This is a genomic window from Comamonas fluminis (genome assembly GCF_019186805.1).
GTDB classification, from domain to species: domain Bacteria; phylum Pseudomonadota; class Gammaproteobacteria; order Burkholderiales; family Burkholderiaceae_C; genus Comamonas; species Comamonas fluminis.
Genome location: NZ_CP066783.1, coordinates 3,858,082 through 3,874,155 on the forward strand (window position 1 = coordinate 3,858,082; position 16,074 = coordinate 3,874,155).

Genomic DNA, 16,074 nt, shown 5'->3' on the forward strand with positions numbered 1-16,074 from the left:
ATAGCTGCCAGCGCTTGATAACTCTTGAAATCAAGCTAAAACAGCCATAAAACCCAATCAAGGAGCGCGCAAGGCGCTCCTTTTTTATTTAAACCCAATGCTCAGGCATGCACTTGCTGCTTGAGCCACTGGGCGTAATCGCCCAGACAGCGCTCGGTGCGCATGGTGATCTGCGGCACCTTATAGCCGTGCTGCTTGCGCAGCAGCTCCGTCAGGCGCGGCAAGGCATCGGGCAAGGTCTTGCAGACCAGCCGCCACTCAGGCGTGGCCTGCAGCACGCCATCCCATTCGTAATAGGAGGTAATGCTTTCGCTTTGCACGCAGGCCGCCACCTTGGCCGCTACCAGAGAGCGGGCCAGATCATCGGCCTGCGCCGCATCGGCCACGGTGGTGGTCACCACGCAAAGCGTGGCCCATTGGCTTTCCGGAGGAATGTTTTTGGACGTCATGGCGGCACAGTCTAGGGTCTGTTGAGAATTGAGCAAGGTCGCGAAGGATTCTGGCCACCTGCCAATCTAGGCGCGTGACGCCGTGCGGGTGCCCACCCGCACAAGAAGCGCAACGACGAGTGGCGGGCGGCCAGATTCCTTCCCTTCGGGTTGCAGCGACAGGAGGCCGTCTGCGTTGTTGCATGCCCTCGCAAGGCTTGAGCATTGCTTCGGCCATGCGCCTAGCATCCAGCCTCCTGTCGCTGCAACGCGATCCTCGCCTAAATCTCAACAGACCCTAGGCCAGTCGCGCCTGTGGCTTTGTAAAGCAGGCGCACGCCCGGATCAGGTTTTTACGCCGGATACAGGCCCAGTTGCTGCGCCCGCAGCCGGCTCAGGCCCAGCAGCGCGTCGGTATATGGCGTGGCAATGCCGCACATAGCACCCATCTCGCGCACCGCGCCCACCAGGGCGTCCAGCTCCACGGGCTTGCCCGCTTCCACATCCTGCAGCATGGAAGTCTTGAAGCTGCCCAGCTTGAGCGTGACCTGATGCCTGTCCTGCGGGCTGTCGGCAATCGGCAGGCCAATGCGGGCGCCGATTTCCTTGGCCTCCAGCATCACTGCGGTGATGAAGTTGCGCACCAGCTCGTCGCCCAGAATTTTGTCCGTGGTGGCCCCCGTGATGGCACTGACGGGGTTCATGGTCATATTGCCCCAGAGCTTGTACCAGACGTCGCGCTGGATGTTGGCGGAGGGTTTGACCTCCAGCCCGCCAGTGCGCAGCAAATCAGCCAGCGCCAGCAGCCGCGCTGTGCCAGCATCGCCAGGCAGGGCCATGGGCTCGCCCACGATGATGCTGTTGCCAAAGTGGCGGCGCACCACGCCAGGCGCATCCAGCGAGCAACTGGCATGCACCACCGAGCCAATGACCTGCGCGGTGGGAATGGCGCGGGCAATATCGCCCTGTGGGTCCACGGTCTTGAGCTGCAGGCCGCGCAGGCTGGCATCTACGCCACCGGCCAGAAACCACCAGGGCACGCCATTCATGGCCGTCAGCACCAGAGTCTCCGGGCCAATCAGCGGCGCAATCTGGCGGGCCACGTCGGGCATGGCCGGGGCTTTGACTGCGATCACCACCACATCCTGCACGCCCAGCGCTGCCGGGTCTTGCTGTGCATTGATGGCCACGGTTTCACGCTCGTCGCCATGCACCAGCGTCAGCCCGTTTTTCTGCAGCGTGGCCAGCGTCTGGCCACGCGCAACCGCGCTCAGCTCGCAACCGGCCTTGGCCAGCGCCACGCCCAGCCAGCCGCCAATGGCGCCTGCGCCGTAGATACATGCTTTTTTCAGAGTCATTTCACAAATCCAGATAGCTGCTGTCGATGCGGTTTACGCGCCGCACCAGATGGTCAAACACATCGCGGGGGCCGCCATGGTCGTCGTTGAAGGTCAGGGAATCAGTGTTGCAGCGTGCAGCCGTGGCCTCATCAATCATGCGCGGCGCACCCATGGAAAGGGTGGCCAGTTGCACATCGCAGGCGCGTTGCAGCGTCCACAGCACGGCAAAGGCCTGGGGCAGGCTGCTGCCCCAGCTCAGCAGGCCATGGTTGCGCAAAATTACGGCCTTGCGGCTGCCAATGCTTTGCAGCAGGCGCGGCCCTTCATCGGCATGAATGGTGATGCCTTCAAAGTCGTGATAGGCCACCATGCCGTGCAGTTGGGCGCTATAGAAATTGCTTTGGCTCAGCCCGCCCTCCAGACAGGCCACGCCCATGCCCGCCGTGGTGTGGGTGTGCATTACGCAGTGCGCGCCCTCCAGCCCATCGTGAATGGCAGCGTGCACCACAAAACCGGCGGGGTTCACCGGATGGGGCGAATCGCCCACTTTCTCGCCACGCACATTGATGCGCACCAGATTGGCTGCCGTGACTTCTTCGTAATGCAGGCCAAAGGGATTGATGAGGAACTGCTTTTCCCCGCCCGTCACGCTGTCCGGCAGGCGCACAGTGATGTGGTTGTAGATCAGCTCATCCCAGCCCAGCATGGCAAAGATGCGGTAGCAGGCTGCCAGCTCGCGGCGGGCAGCAATTTCGTCGGGGTGCATCAGTGAGGTCTCCGTTTTTCTATCAAAAAATGAGCATTCAGCGCTTGTTGCATCTTGGCTAGAGGGCTAATTCGTCGGAAATGCAGCCTTGCGCAGCTGCGGCGCCTGCGCATCAATGGCTTCGGCAGCCTGGGTCAGCTTGGTCATGATGGCGGCCAGCGCCTGGCGCTCCTGCTGCGTCAGCGCATTGAGCAGCGCCGCCTGAAACGGCCGGGCCTGCTGCAGCACGCGGTCAAAGTTGCTGTGCCCCTCCTCACTCAGGCTCAACAAATGGCGGCGTGCATGCAGCGGGTCGGCCCGGCGCAGCACCCAGCCCCGGTCTATCAGCGGCTGCAGGCTGCGGCTGATCTGGGCCTTGTCCATCAGGCTGATGCGTGCCAGCGCCCCCGCATGGGTTTCGCCATGCTGCTGCAGCAAGCCCATCAGCCGCCATTCCGTCAGGCCCACCGCTGTGACGGGCGCCACATAGTGCCGCGTGACCTGCGTCTGCAGCGCATTGGCCAGCGCCACCAGTTTGAAGGTCAGAAACTCGTCCAGCGGCAGGGTCTGGCTGCACACCGATTCATCGGCGGGCGGTGTTGGCACAGAGGGTTTCATGGGGCTCAGAACAAAGGGCGATTCGGAGGAGATCAGCGGACTGCATGGCCCAACTGGTTCACCTGTTTATCAATGCAACGAATCTTTGCCTATTGTTGACACATCAACATCGGTATCAACCCGAGGGACACTGTAGGGACTGTTGATTTTCGAGCGGGGACCGCGTTGCGGCGATAGGAGGCTGGATGCTAGGCGCAGGGCCGAAGCAAGGCTCAGGCCTTGCAAGGGACGGCAACAAGGCAGACGGCCTCCTATCGCCACAGCCTGAAGGGAAGGACTCTGGCCGCCAGCCACTCGTTGTTACGCTCCCGTTATGAGGGGACATCGGGTCCCTACCCGCACGGCGTCACGTGCCTAGATTGGCTGGTGGCCAGAATCCTTCGCGACCCCGATCAAATGTCAACAGACCCTAGCCGTTCACCGCTGACATCCCCACCCTGCCCCGCACCCGACAATGGCCTGCGCTCCATGGCGTCGATGCCGCCTTCAAGTCACTTTGCAAAGGAATGCACATGAGCTCCAACACCACTGTCGTCAACCTCACCGCCCAGATCACTGCCTTGAGCACCGCCTTGCGCATCGTGATCGATGCCAGCCCCAATGCCGCACAAGTGCGCGAGCAGCTCAGCACGGCTCTGGACAAGACCATTCATGACGCGCTGGAAGAAGGCGTCTGGGACAACGCCGATGGCGTGAAAACCATCAAGGCTGCGCTGCAGGGTTAAGACCTTCGCCACAGCGCCCACAAAAAAGCCCGCTGCATGCACAGCGGGCTTTTTGCATTCAGCGCTGAATCAACTGACCTGCCGAATCGGCAGTGCCCTCACCCGCTTGCCGGTGGCCGCAAAAATCGCATTGGCCAGCGCCGGGGCCACGGCTGGCAACGGTGGCTCGCCCACGCCGCCGGGCGGCACTTCCAGGCTGTCACCCACCAGATGGGTACGGATGACGCCCGGTTGCTGGGCATGGCGCAGCACTTCGTAGTCATGGAAGTTGCTTTGCTTGACGCGACCTTTTTCAAAGCTGATCTCGCTGCTCATGGCCAGGCTCAGGCCCATGATGACGCCGCCTTCCATCTGCGCACGAATGCGCTCGGGGTTGATCTGCGGGCCGCAGTCCAGCGCGGTATCGGCGGCAATCACTTTGACCTCGCCCTTGGCGTCCACAGCGACTTCCACCACCACGGCGGAATAGCTCATAAAGCTATAGCAGAAAGCCAGCCCCAGACCATGGCCTTTGGGCAGTTTGCGGCCCCATCGGGCGCCCTTGGTCGCCGCCTCGATCACGGCGCGCAAACGCCCTGTGTCATACGGGTACACCGTGGGGGATTCGCTGTAGTTCCAGCCGTCGCTCAAATCCTTTTCAGGGTTGAGCTGGCGTGCCGGTCCAATCAAATCCAGCGCGTACTGCCGGTGGTCTTTGCCCGCGTGGTGGGCCAGTTCCGCAATAAAGCACTGGGCCGCAAACGCGTGGGGAATGTTGTAGACCGAGCGGAACCAGCCAATGCGGGTGTGGGCCTCAACCTCGGCCGTTTCAATGCGCACATTGGGAATCTGGTAGGGCATGTTGATAGCACCCATGCCCATTTCCATGCCGCTCTGGCCCTTGGCACCTTCCTGAAACAGCGAGGCAATCGTGGGCGCTGCAGAGCGGTGCAACCAAGTGGCAGGCATGCCCTTGGCATCCAGCACAGCCTCCAGCCGGTCGGCGGCTACGGCGTGATAGAAGTCGTGCTGAATATCGTCATCCCGCGTCCACACCACCTTCACAGGCGTGCCGGGCATGGACTGGGCGATCAATGCAGCTTCCACCGCAAAGTCGGGCTTGGACTTGCGGCCAAACGCGCCCCCCAGCAGCAGCACATTCACCGTGACCTGCTCGGGCTTCATGCCCAGAAAGCCTGCCACCAGCTTTTTGCAGGTCTCGGGGTCTTGCACCGAGGTCCAGATATCGCAGCGGCTCTTGTCTGCCGCCACCAGCGCCGTGGCAACAGGTGGCTCCATAGACGCATGGGCCAGGTGCGGCACGTAGTAATCGGCGGCAATCACGGTCTTGTCACCCGCCGCTTTCATCGCAGCGTCCACATCGCCGTTTTTGCGCATCACCTTGCCGGGGCTGCTGGCGGCTTTTTCCAGCAGCTTGCGGTATTCCACCGAGTCATAGCTGGCGTGTGGGCCTTCGTCCCAGTCCAGCTCCAGCGCCTGACGGCCCTGCATGGCCGCCCAGGTATTGCTGGCCACCACGGCCACGCCGCCCAGTGGCTGAAAGGCTGGCGCGCCTTTGTAGCCAGGGATTTCCAGCACTTTTTTCACGCCCGCCACCTGCTGGGCTTTATCGCCCTTGAAGCTGCGCAGCTTGGCGCCCAGCACCGCCGGACGCGCCACCACGGCATAGACCATGCCGGGCATATGCTGGTCCATGCCATAGACGGCCTTGCCCTGGCCAATGGCAGCCAGGTCCACCGCAGGCGTCTTGCCTTTGCCGATATAACGGAAGTCCGCTTTTTTCTTCAGGCGCAACTGGTCGCCCTTGGGCACGGACTGCTTGGCCGCATCGGCTGCCAGTTCGCCAAAGCCCAGGCGCTTGCCGCTGGCGGTGTGAATCACCTCATGCTGCACAGCCTTGACCTGCTCCACAGGCACGCCCCAGCGCGCAGCAGCCGCAGCTTCCAGCATCTGGCGCGCAGCAGCGCCTACGCGGCGCATGGGCATCAGAAAGTGGCGCACGCTGCGCGAGCCGTCCACGTTCTGGTTGCCGTACCTGGCTTCGTCAGCCACGGCCTGTGTAATCGTCACGCGGTCCCAGCGAGCTTCCATCTCATCGGCCACGATCATGGGCAGGCTGGTGCGCACGCCAGTGCCCATCTCTGCGCGGTGGGCCACGATGGTGACCTGCCCGGTGGGCGCAATGCTGACAAAGACCAGCGGGTTGTCTACCGTGCCGCCGGGCATGGAATCTGCACCGTATTTTTTGGGCTCTTTGGCTGCGTCCTGGGCAAAGACCAGACCGCTGCTGCTCACGCCCAGCGTGAAGACCATTGCCACACTGCCTTGCAGCAGGCCACGGCGCGAGATTTCAGGAGATTGCTCCGGGGAAAGGATAGTGCTTTGCATCACTTGGCTCCTTGCAAACGCTGGGATGCCAGCTTCACCGCCGCATGAATGCGCGGATAGGTGCCGCAGCGGCAGATATTGCCGCTCATGGCTTCGTCAATCTGCTTGTCCGATGGCTTGGGCGTAGTCTTGAGCAAGCCCACCGCCGTCATGATCTGCCCGGCCTGACAGTAGCCGCACTGGGCCACGCCCAGTTCCACCCAGGCAGCCTGCACGGCCTTGCCTACGCGGTCGTTTTCCATGCCTTCAATGGTGGTGATGGCCTTGCCCTCCAGGGCCGATATGGGCGTGGTGCAGGAGCGAATGGGCTGGCCATCCATATGCACGGTGCAGGCACCGCACAAAGCCATGCCGCAACCAAACTTGGTGCCGCACATGCCGAGTTCATCGCGCAACACCCATAGCAAAGGCGTTTCCTGCGCCGCATCGGCCGTTCTTGGCTGGCCGTTGATCTTCAGATTCATCGTCATGTGGGGTTTCCTTGATTCGTGGCGGGTGCTTGAGCATACAAACTCCCAGCAGCATCTTGCAACCCAAGGAGACGCATTGCGGGCCAACCCTTAAATTTGGCACAAAAAAAGCTGCCATCGCTTATGGATAAAGCGCTAGCAGCTCTCAAATCAATAGTAATTCAATCGTGACCCAAGGCCACCAGACCATCAACGATGGCCGCGGTGGCCTCCCCGGTGGCCATGACCACCATGACCGTGCCCATGACCGTGACCATGCCCGCCGTAATAGCCACCACCACCGTGGCCGCCATAACCGCCGTGACCATGCATGACGTAGCAGCCCGACAACAACAAGGCAATGGCCGAAGCGCCCAGAATTTTCAACATTGCAAGCCTTTAAAAATCAAAAAAAGAGCCGCAGTCTAGGGGCGCAAACTCCCCCCAGCAAGCTTCATATGTAAATCTTGGTGTTTTAGGGCGCTTGCACACAGGCAGATTACGTAAGCAGCTATTCAAACAATAGCAACATCTACATGCCAGATTTACGCCTTACCAAGGCTTCGCATTCGCAATAGCTCACTTACGATAGGCAGCAATTTTTCATCCCACGCCATGCCCTCTACCGTTTTGCATCCTCTGGTTCGCGTTCGCACCGTTACTGCCTTTATTCAGCTGCCCAAAGACTCGGGCCAATGGCAGCAGACATTGGCGCAGGCCAAACGCCAGTGCGACCGCCTGGCCGACGCGCTGGAGCAAGAGGCGGGCTACGCCGTGCAGTCCATTCGCCTGGTCAGCAACCCCTTTGGCGAATATCTGGACACCCGCAGCGCCGAAAGCGCCCAGCAGGGGCTGGAGCGCATTACCGCCCTGCTGACAGCGCTGAATACCGGCGCACGCCGCATCCGCTTTGCGATTGGCGAGGCCCGCAGCCGCGCTGAAGTTGCGCTGCTGCCCGCGCTGATCGCCAGCTATGGCGACCTGTGCAATGCCTGCGTGAATGTGGAACTGGATGCCAATGGCTACCTGGAAGACGAGTTGCTGCAGGCCAGCGTGCAGGCCGTGCAGCAAATCGCCCTGTGCACACCGCGTGGCGAAGGCAATTTCAACTTCACCGTCAACTTCAACTGTGCCAGCGGCATTCCCTACTTCCCTGCGGGCTACCACCGGGGCGATCTGGACAACTGCCTGGTGCTGGGTCTGGAAACGCCAGACCTGCTGGTTAACGTGCTGCAAGCGCTGCAGCCCGAACGACAGTCCTTACCCCACCCCGCTTGGATGGCCCGTGCCGCACAGGCCCTGGGCGATGCGCTGAACACCCATGTTCAGCGCATCAGCGATTGCGTGGCCGCCACGGCGCTAGATGCGGGCTGGCGTGTCATCGGCATGGATACCTCGGCAGCACCCTCCAAGTCCTGCGCCTCCATGGTGCAGGTCTATCAGCTGCTTGGCGTGCCGTTTTTCGGCGCTTCCGGCACGGTGGAAGCATCGGCCCTGCTCACGCGCGTTTTCAAATCCGTGCAGCACATGCCCCAGATCGGCTTCAGCGGCCTGATGCTGGCTGTCACCGAAGATTCCGGTCTGGCCCAGGCCACGCAAGACGGCCAGTTCGACATTCGCGCCCTGCTCACCTACAGCAGCGTCTGCGGCATTGGCCTGGATACCGTGCCCGTGCCGGGCGACGCCAGCGCCAGCCAGATTGCCGCCGTCATGCGCGACACCGGCACCATGGCCTTCCGCCTGAAAAAGCCGCTGACCGTGCGCCTGTTCCCCGTGCCGGGCCTGAAAGCTGGCGATATCACCGCCTTTGTAAGCGCAGACCTGTGCAACTGCGCCGTGCTGGCCCTGCCTTGATCAACCCAGCAGCGCCTGCTGCTCGATATTGAAGGCGTAAATCTCACTCATGGGCAGCGGCCTGCGGTCGCTGGTTTCCACGCTGCCTTCCTGCGTCCACAGAAATGGGTAAAAACCAAAGCCCTGATCTGGCGCCAGCGCCTGCACATCCTGCTGCCAGCTGGCCCAGCGCATATATTCATAGAAATCGGTGATGCGATCACTCAGCGCCCACTGCACAAAGTCGGAGTAGCCGCACTGCAGCGGCGTCCACTGCAGCGACTCGGGGTCCAAGTAGTAAATATTGCCCATGTCTTCGCCCAGCGCTCCACCATTGATGGCAAAGAAGCCGCCCAGCGCGTCATCGGCCACCAGCAAAAAGCCCTGCGCCCGCCCCTGATTCCAGTCGCGCAGATTGCGCGGCAGCCGCTCATGACCCGAGCCCAGAATGCGCAGCCAGCCGTGGTCAATCAAAATGCCGCCCGTCTCATGCGCAATCGCCCCCATGGGCGAGCGTGTGGTCACCTGCAGGCTCAGCAACACCTCATCGGCTTGGTCAGAGGCTGGCAACAGCTCGGCGGGACGCTCGGCCTCCTCAATCCATTGCCTGACCAGGGGCATGGCGGGGTCATCCATAGAAATCAGCTCCTGCAAACTGCGCATGATGAACTTTCCGAGTTGAGGTGCGTCAAATGCTATGCCATCAGAAAGCATCTCCTTGGCAGCAACTGTCAGTCCCTGTAAAAATACGTTGCAGTGCAGCAATTACTGTCGATTCTCACTGAGTCTTGTACTCGCCTCCACAAAAAATCAACGGCTTAGCGCTGCGTGAAGAGGCTAGTTTTGTACCCACTTCTCACTGAGTTTTGTACTTTCCGGAATTTTTCTCACTCAGTTTTGTATTTTCCGAAGTCAGCTGCAGAAATCAGCGAATAGTCCTCGCAAACATATGTAAACGCCACATCTCAAATAGCACTACAGCCCATTGTCTGCAACCCGTAGATGTTCTATGAAGCCGTTGCCTCAATAGTTTTAAAAATGTCTCACGGCGAGCAGTCGCCGCGCAGATTTCACCGCAGATTTTCGACATCAGCTGCCAAAGTTGCCAGCGCAGATGTCCGGCAATAAAGCCCGAGCCGATTCATTCATGAGTCGCTCGGGCTTTTTTGTTGTCCGTTTTTCGCATTCCCGTTTTCGGACCGATATCTGGACCGCTGGCGGAGCTTTGCCGACGCTGCCCTGAAATCCTTGCGCTGTAACTGCCAGCCGGTAAGTCATACCTCATTACCTCGTCAACCAGGAGTACAGCCATGAGACACGGAGATATTTCCAGCAGCAACGATTGCGTAGGCGTAGCGGTAGTCAACTACAAAATGCCACGCCTGCATACCAAGGCCGAAGTGCTGGACAACTGTCGCAAGATCGCCGACATGCTGGTCGGCATGAAACAAGGCCTTCCAGGCATGGACCTCGTGATCTTTCCAGAATACTCCACGCACGGAATCATGTACGACTCCAAGGAGATGTACGAAACTGCGTCCGCTATCCCCGGCGAAGAAACCGCAATCTTCGCGGACGCCTGTCGCAAAGCCAATGTATGGGGCATCTTCTCGCTCACCGGAGAGCGCCACGAAGAGCACCCCAACAAGGCTCCATACAACACTCTGATTCTCATGAATAACCAAGGCGAGATTGTGCAGAAGTACCGCAAGATCATGCCTTGGGTGCCCATCGAAGGCTGGTATCCGGGCGATTGCACGTATGTAAGCGAAGGCCCCAAGGGCATGAAGATCAGTCTGATCATCTGCGACGATGGTAACTATCCAGAAATCTGGCGTGACTGTGCCATGCGCGGGGCCGAACTCATCGTGCGCTGCCAAGGCTATATGTACCCAGCCAAAGAGCAGCAAATTCTGGTTTCCAAGGCGATGGCCTTCATGAACAACACTTATGTCGCCGTAGCCAATGCGGCCGGCTTCGATGGTGTTTATTCCTACTTCGGTCACTCTGCCATTATTGGCTTCGATGGCCGCACGCTGGGCGAGACCGGCGAGGAGGAGATGGGCATCCAGTACGCCGAACTCTCCAAATCACTGATCCGTGATGCACGCAAGAACGGCCAGTCGCAGAACCACTTGTTCAAACTAGTACATCGCGGATACACAGGCACCATCAACTCCGGCGATGGCGACAAAGGCGTAGCCGCCTGCCCTTACAGCTTCTACTCGCAATGGGTCAACGACCCCGAAGGCACGCGCGAGATGGTCGAGTCATTCACACGAACGACCGTGGGTACACCAGAGTGCCCAATTGAAGGCATTCCACACGAAGCACCCAAGCACCGCTAAAGCATTCATACCTGCTGGCATGGCATCCCTCGGCCCTGCGGGCTGCCATGCCCTCCGACTCTTTACTTGGAGATAGAACATGCTAGGTATCGCATTGTTTTTTATTGGTGCCGTGCTGATCGTTAACGGCGTCGGCCTCAGTGGTCGCATAGAAGCTCGTGACTCCGCCCCCTTCAATCTACTAGTGGGCTTGTTAGCTTTATTTATCAACGCCATTGGCATTCTGCGCGCTGGTGCCGATCCGGACTTTTTTGGCGCTGCAGGTGGTCTGCTGTTTGCTTTCACCTACCTGTATTTGGCAGTGGTGCAGTGGTGGGGCCTCAAAGGCGTTGGCCTTGGCTGGTATTGCCTGTTTGTGGCAATCAGTGCTCTAGCGTTTGCATCGACGGCCGGGGACATCCGCGTTATCACCATGTGGTTGATTTGGGCAAGCCTGTGGTTCTTCTTTTTTCTGGCGCTTGGACTAGGTAAGCAACTGCGCTTTCTTGCGGGCTATACGGTACTGGTCGGTATTGCGACTTGCTGGGTGCCGGGCCTGATGATGTTAATGGGGAAATGGTGAACAAAATGAACGCAAATATTCCTCTGCAGGCCACTGCAGACAACGACCCTCTGGCTGATTACCGCTTGAACAAAGAGCCGTTTTACCGCCCCTCTCACAATGAGATCGAGCTCTACGAACAGGCCTATCGGCACCGCATGCCATTAATCCTTAAAGGCCCTACAGGTTGCGGAAAAACCCGATTTGTTGAGCGTATGGCGTGGGCGCTAAAACGCCCGCTCATCACACTGGCCTGCAACGAAGATATGACAGCCTCGGATCTCGTGGGTCGTTATCTGCTCGATGCCAATGGCACCGCATGGCACGACGGACCTTTGACCATGGCAGTGCGTTATGGAGGCATTTGCTATCTGGACGAAGTTGTAGAAGCACGACAGGACACTACCGTCGTCATCCATCCATTGACCGATGCACGCCGCGTACTACCTCTCGACAAGAAAGGTGAGGTTGTGCACGCACATCCTGATTTCCAGCTCGTTGTCTCCTACAACCCAGGCTACCAAAGCAGCGCAAAAGACATGAAGCCCTCCACGCGCCAACGCTTTGCCGCTCTGGAGTTTGACTACCCTGATGCGGCTACTGAAGCCGATATCGTCTCGCACGAAACAGGTATTGAGCGAGCCCAAGCCGAGCGACTGGTAGCGCTGGCGCACAGCACTCGCGAACTCAAGAACCGGGGCCTCGACGAAGGGGCATCCACCCGCATGCTCATCTATGCAGGCTTGCTCATGCGCGACGGAGTCACGCCAGCGGCCAGTTGCGACATGACGATCACGCTGGCTTTGACAGATGACCCCGACACCACACATGCGCTGAAAAAACTTGTTCAAGCACAGTTCGGCAGTTGAAAGGCTAAAAGGCACAATCCATGCCCCCATCTACCGCCCTTAACTCCAGTGACATCGGCTCTTCCCCTTGGATCGACAAAGACGACGCCCACACCTTCGAGCGATTGGCTATGTTGGCCTCGGGCTTGGCACTAACTCGGGTGCAAGTCCAGCCATTGCAAACGGCCAGCACACCAATAGCGGCCGGAGGGCCTTTTAATGGCGCGACGGTCAAACCAGCCTCTGCGCTACGGGCCATCTTGTTGCCGCCGACGGACACCACTTCAGGCGGTGCAGCCCGACTGCTGTTACCGCAGCTACCAGACCTAAGCCAGACTGAGCGTACACATCAGCACACAGCAATGGTTGCCCACGCTGCCGCGCACCTACTATATTCACCAACTCGCCAACCCAGCCAGGCCTTGAAGCCCATGGGCATGACCGTCGTCTCGGCCATAGAAGATGCCCGAATCGAACGCTTGCTGCTGCGCGACTACCCTGGCGCTTACCACTGGCTCAGCGAGCAAGTCGCAGCAGAGCCTGATGCAAAAAACCTGAGCTTTCTCGCCTTCATGGCACGGCTCGACCGCATCTTGCTCTTGCCAGCAAGCCAAAGTGGCAATCACTGGATCAACAAGGCACATGAGCTCTTTGAAAGGACAATACAAGCTCACGGTCTCGAAGATTACAGCGCTTTCCGTGCGATATCTTCCATCTTGGCCAACGACCTTGGCCAGATGCGTGTTCGCATGGATCCGCAGCACTATGCGGCTCCCACGCTCTACCGCGATGACAACAGCTATCTCTGGGAGCATCCCGAATCCGACGACAACAGCGATGAAGCTTTGTTACTAACTCAGACAAGTGCGCGGCCGCAGCAGGCACAATCAAGTCGAGAGCAAGAATCCCCAGAGCAGCCTCAACGCCCCCAGGCCGAAGACTTTGAAATCGCCCGCTTCCACTACCCAGAATGGGACCATCGAAGCGAGCATATGAAGCCAGACTGGTGCACGGTAATCGAGAAATATCCAGCCTGGCAAGGCCTAAGCGAAGTCAATCACTCGCGCCTTCCCAGCAGCACTCGTCTCGAAAACTTGGCCCTACCCAGCGCCCGCCAACTTGACCGCCGCAACCGACTGCGCCGGCAATGGGAAGGTGAAGATGTAGACCTCAACGCAGCTATTGAAGTACAGGTCGATATGCGCCTGAATCTGAGACCTGACCCTCGTCTTTTCATGCGCGCAGGCAAAGGCCCTCGACCCACTAGCATGCTGGTTTTGCTCGACATCTCCGAATCGGTCAACGACATTAGCTCACATGGTCAATGCTTGCTGGATCTAGAAAAGCAAGCGGCTCAGATACTGGCCCAATCCAACACGCGTAACACTGGACGCTTGGCCATTCATGCGTTTTCATCCAACACCCGCGCCGAAATTAACTACTATCGCTTGCTTGATTTTGGTCAGCCGCACACCACCACTACCACGGCCATGATCCAGGCTTTACGTGGACGTTTTTCCACTCGTCTGGGGGCGGCCTTACGCCACTCCAGCGGTCTACTGCGTAGCGAACCCGAAGGCCAGCGCACGCTGCTCGTTGTGACTGATGGTGCACCGTCTGATGTCGATGTGCACGACAAAAAATATCTAATAGAAGACGCGCGCCACGCCGTTCAGGAAGCCAAACGAGCCGGTATTCGCGTTTGCTGTTTGGCCGTCGATGCACAAGCCGACACCTATGTCCGCCATATCTTTGGCTGGCGCGATTACGGTATCGCCGACGACACCCGACAACTGCTACCAAGGCTGACGAATATGAGCGCTCGCTTAGCCGCAGGACGTTAAAACGTCGGACAGAAAATTACAACCCTTGCCTCACCCACGCCTCCACATACGTCGCGTGCGCTAAGCTAGGTTCCGCCCACTAGCATCTTGGGATTACTCCGTAGCCGATCCTCAGCAATCACTGTTGAAGCATAAACCAGAGAACAACCTTGTCCTACACCGACCCCTTGCGCATAGGTATTCTTTTCTCGGAAACCGGTACTACCTCGACCATTGGTCGCTCGCAGTTGAAAGGCAGCTTGCTAGCCATTGATGAGATCAATGCCGCCGGCGGCGTGCTCGGACGCGAGCTGATCGCTGTACGCCAAGACCCAGCTTCCAACCCAGCACGCTACGCACAACTGGCCGAGCAACTGATCGTCCAGGACAAGGTCAACACCGTCTTCGGCTGCTATATGTCAAGCAGCCGCAAGGCCGTGCTGCCCGTAGTGGAAAAATGGAACAAATTGCTGTTCTACCCCACCCTCTACGAAGGCTTCGAGTTCTCGGCCAACATCATCTACACCGGTGCAGCCCCGAACCAGAACAGCGTACAGCTGGCTGATTTCATGACCAGCAGCTTTGGCGCGCGCGCCTACCTCATTGGTTCAGACTACATCTACCCCTATGAATCCAATCGCATCATGCGCGAGTTGGTACTACAACATCCCGAAGGGGAAATTCTGGGTGAACGCTATCTGCCACTATCGGCAACCGAGCACGACTATCGGGCCGTTATGGAAGATGTGCGCCAGAAAAGCCCTGACTTCATCTTCTCCACCGTGGTCGGAGACTCCACCTCCCAGCTCTACCGAGCCTATGCTGACGCAGGCTTCAATCCCAAAGAGATGCCCATTTGCAGCCTTACCACCTCAGAGGCTGAAATCGGGCAAATGGGCTTTGAAGTTGCGGCAGGCCACATCACTTCGGCACCGTACTTCCAGTCAATCCAAACCGAAGCCAACCAGCGCTGCCTAGCCCACCTCAAGCGCCTGTTTGGCGACGACTGCCGCCCAAATCTATGCTGGGAAGCCTCGTACTTCCAAGTACACATGTTTGCCAACGCTTTCCGTCGCTCGGGCAGCGACACTATTAGCGAGTTACTACCGCACCTGCTGGGCAGTGAGTTCGATGCACCTCAGGGGTGCGTTCGAATCGACCCCGGAAACCACCACACTTGGGTATACCCACGCATAGGTCGCGCCAATGCGCAAGGTGAGTTCACCATACTGCGCGAAGCCAAACGCGCTGTCTCGCCCGACCCTTACCTGGTTACCCACTCGCTCGGCGACTGGACAGCCAAACAGGAGGTCTGAGCGTGAACCGCCAACAACCGCGCGCCACCTCACCGCACCTCAAAGAGCTGCGTCAACTCAAAATCACGCTGATGCACCCCGATGATGCCGACGGTCTGTTGCTGGCACAGCAACTTCAGCGTATCGGCTGTCAGGTTCGCAGCGTATGGCCACCTGTACAACACCTGCCAGAAGACACCGATATCGTCCTACTGGCCGTGCGCCCCGACTTCCTGCACCTTCCCATGAGCTGGGCCCACAGCGAACAAGCACCGGCCTTGGTGGCCGTAGTGAATTACGAGAACCCCACCATCGTTTCTACAGTTCTGGACCTCAAGGCCCAGGCTGTCTTGCCGTCGCCTATTCGGTCCTTCGGTCTGCTTTCAACTTTGGTAGTTGCACGTCAGAACCATAAAGAAAGCCGCCAGATTCATCTTCATGTACACAAGCTGCAAAACAAGCTGCTTGGCCAGCGTCGAGTGACTGATGCCAAAGCCATTCTCATCGCAACCCACCGGGTCAGTGAAGAACGGGCCTACGAAATGCTGCGCGAGCAGGCTATGAACAAACGCATCTCGATTGAAGACATTGCCCAAACCATCATCAGCGCAAGTGAATTACTGGGAATGAAAGGGCCGCGCGAGTAAGAGCGCAAGGTAATCCCCCCGTAAATCCTGAGCCCTGAGAAGTAGA

At 58.9% G+C, this 16,074-nt stretch carries 16 protein-coding genes; 8 read left to right on the forward strand and 8 right to left on the reverse strand.

Annotation, left to right across the window (positions count from 1 at the left end; all coding sequences use genetic code 11):
* Window positions 1-101: 101 nt before the first annotated feature.
* The 4 genes from cutA to JDW18_RS17850 all read right to left on the reverse strand — a co-directional run bounded on the left by cutA (window position 102) and on the right by JDW18_RS17850 (window position 3,131).
* Window positions 102-449 (reverse strand): divalent-cation tolerance protein CutA, encoded by a 348-nt coding sequence (cutA, locus tag JDW18_RS17835; RefSeq protein WP_218240857.1) that lies wholly within the window; start codon window positions 447-449, stop codon window positions 102-104.
* 332 nt (window positions 450-781) lie between these two features.
* Complete coding sequence (locus JDW18_RS17840) at window positions 782-1,786, reverse strand: 2-dehydropantoate 2-reductase (RefSeq protein WP_218240858.1); 1,005 nt, start codon at window positions 1,784-1,786, stop codon at window positions 782-784.
* A gap of 1 nt (window position 1,787) precedes the next feature.
* Window positions 1,788-2,534, reverse strand: a complete 747-nt coding sequence (locus JDW18_RS17845) for a class II aldolase/adducin family protein (protein WP_218240859.1) — start codon at window positions 2,532-2,534, stop codon at window positions 1,788-1,790.
* A 66-nt stretch (window positions 2,535-2,600) separates the two neighbouring features.
* Window positions 2,601-3,131, reverse strand: a complete 531-nt coding sequence (locus JDW18_RS17850) for a MarR family winged helix-turn-helix transcriptional regulator (protein ID WP_218240860.1) — start codon at window positions 3,129-3,131, stop codon at window positions 2,601-2,603.
* Window positions 3,132-3,643: 512 nt separating this feature from the next.
* On the opposite strand from JDW18_RS17850, the gene JDW18_RS17855 reads away from it, so the two are divergent.
* Entirely contained in the window at window positions 3,644-3,856 is a 213-nt protein-coding gene (locus JDW18_RS17855) for a hypothetical protein (RefSeq protein ID WP_218240861.1), read from the forward strand.
* Window positions 3,857-3,925: 69 nt separating this feature from the next.
* On the opposite strand, the gene JDW18_RS17860 is transcribed toward JDW18_RS17855, so the two are convergent.
* The 3 genes from JDW18_RS17860 to JDW18_RS17870 all read right to left on the reverse strand — a co-directional run bounded on the left by JDW18_RS17860 (window position 3,926) and on the right by JDW18_RS17870 (window position 7,022).
* Window positions 3,926-6,244: a xanthine dehydrogenase family protein molybdopterin-binding subunit gene (locus JDW18_RS17860; protein WP_218240862.1), complete on the reverse strand. Its 2,319-nt coding sequence runs from the start codon at window positions 6,242-6,244 to the stop codon at window positions 3,926-3,928.
* Entirely contained in the window at window positions 6,244-6,714 is a 471-nt protein-coding gene (locus tag JDW18_RS17865) for a (2Fe-2S)-binding protein (RefSeq protein ID WP_218240863.1), read from the reverse strand. Before JDW18_RS17865 ends, JDW18_RS17860 begins: the two co-directional genes overlap by 1 nt.
* A 161-nt stretch (window positions 6,715-6,875) precedes the next feature.
* A complete protein-coding gene (locus tag JDW18_RS17870; RefSeq protein WP_218240865.1) occupies window positions 6,876-7,022 on the reverse strand; it encodes a hypothetical protein in 147 nt (48 codons plus the stop codon).
* Between the two features lie 286 nt (window positions 7,023-7,308).
* On the opposite strand from JDW18_RS17870, the gene JDW18_RS17875 reads away from it, so the two are divergent.
* Entirely contained in the window at window positions 7,309-8,547 is a 1,239-nt protein-coding gene (locus JDW18_RS17875) for a DUF711 family protein (protein ID WP_218240866.1), read from the forward strand.
* On the opposite strand, the gene JDW18_RS17880 is transcribed toward JDW18_RS17875, so the two are convergent.
* Window positions 8,548-9,189, reverse strand: coding sequence for a DUF2625 domain-containing protein (locus JDW18_RS17880; protein WP_218240867.1), 642 nt, complete (start codon window positions 9,187-9,189; stop codon window positions 8,548-8,550).
* Between the two features lie 647 nt (window positions 9,190-9,836).
* On the opposite strand from JDW18_RS17880, the gene JDW18_RS17885 reads away from it, so the two are divergent.
* The 6 genes from JDW18_RS17885 to JDW18_RS17910 all read left to right on the forward strand — a co-directional run bounded on the left by JDW18_RS17885 (window position 9,837) and on the right by JDW18_RS17910 (window position 16,028).
* Window positions 9,837-10,874 carry an aliphatic amidase gene (locus tag JDW18_RS17885; RefSeq protein ID WP_218240869.1) on the forward strand — a complete coding sequence of 346 codons (1,038 nt, stop codon included), beginning with the start codon at window positions 9,837-9,839 and terminating at the stop codon, window positions 10,872-10,874.
* A 79-nt stretch (window positions 10,875-10,953) separates the two neighbouring features.
* A complete protein-coding gene (locus tag JDW18_RS17890) occupies window positions 10,954-11,436 on the forward strand; it encodes an AmiS/UreI family transporter (RefSeq protein WP_218240871.1) in 483 nt (160 codons plus the stop codon).
* A gap of 5 nt (window positions 11,437-11,441) precedes the next feature.
* Window positions 11,442-12,284, forward strand: a complete 843-nt coding sequence (locus JDW18_RS17895; RefSeq protein ID WP_218240874.1) for a CbbQ/NirQ/NorQ/GpvN family protein — start codon at window positions 11,442-11,444, stop codon at window positions 12,282-12,284.
* Between the two features lie 410 nt (window positions 12,285-12,694).
* Window positions 12,695-14,107, forward strand: a complete 1,413-nt coding sequence (locus JDW18_RS17900) for a nitric oxide reductase activation protein NorD (RefSeq protein WP_246610051.1) — start codon at window positions 12,695-12,697, stop codon at window positions 14,105-14,107.
* Window positions 14,108-14,256: 149 nt separating this feature from the next.
* Entirely contained in the window at window positions 14,257-15,402 is a 1,146-nt protein-coding gene (locus tag JDW18_RS17905) for a transporter substrate-binding domain-containing protein (RefSeq protein ID WP_218240875.1), read from the forward strand.
* Window positions 15,403-15,404: 2 nt separating this feature from the next.
* Window positions 15,405-16,028 carry an ANTAR domain-containing response regulator gene (locus tag JDW18_RS17910; protein ID WP_246610053.1) on the forward strand — a complete coding sequence of 208 codons (624 nt, stop codon included), beginning with the start codon at window positions 15,405-15,407 and terminating at the stop codon, window positions 16,026-16,028.
* Window positions 16,029-16,074: the final 46 nt, after the last annotated feature.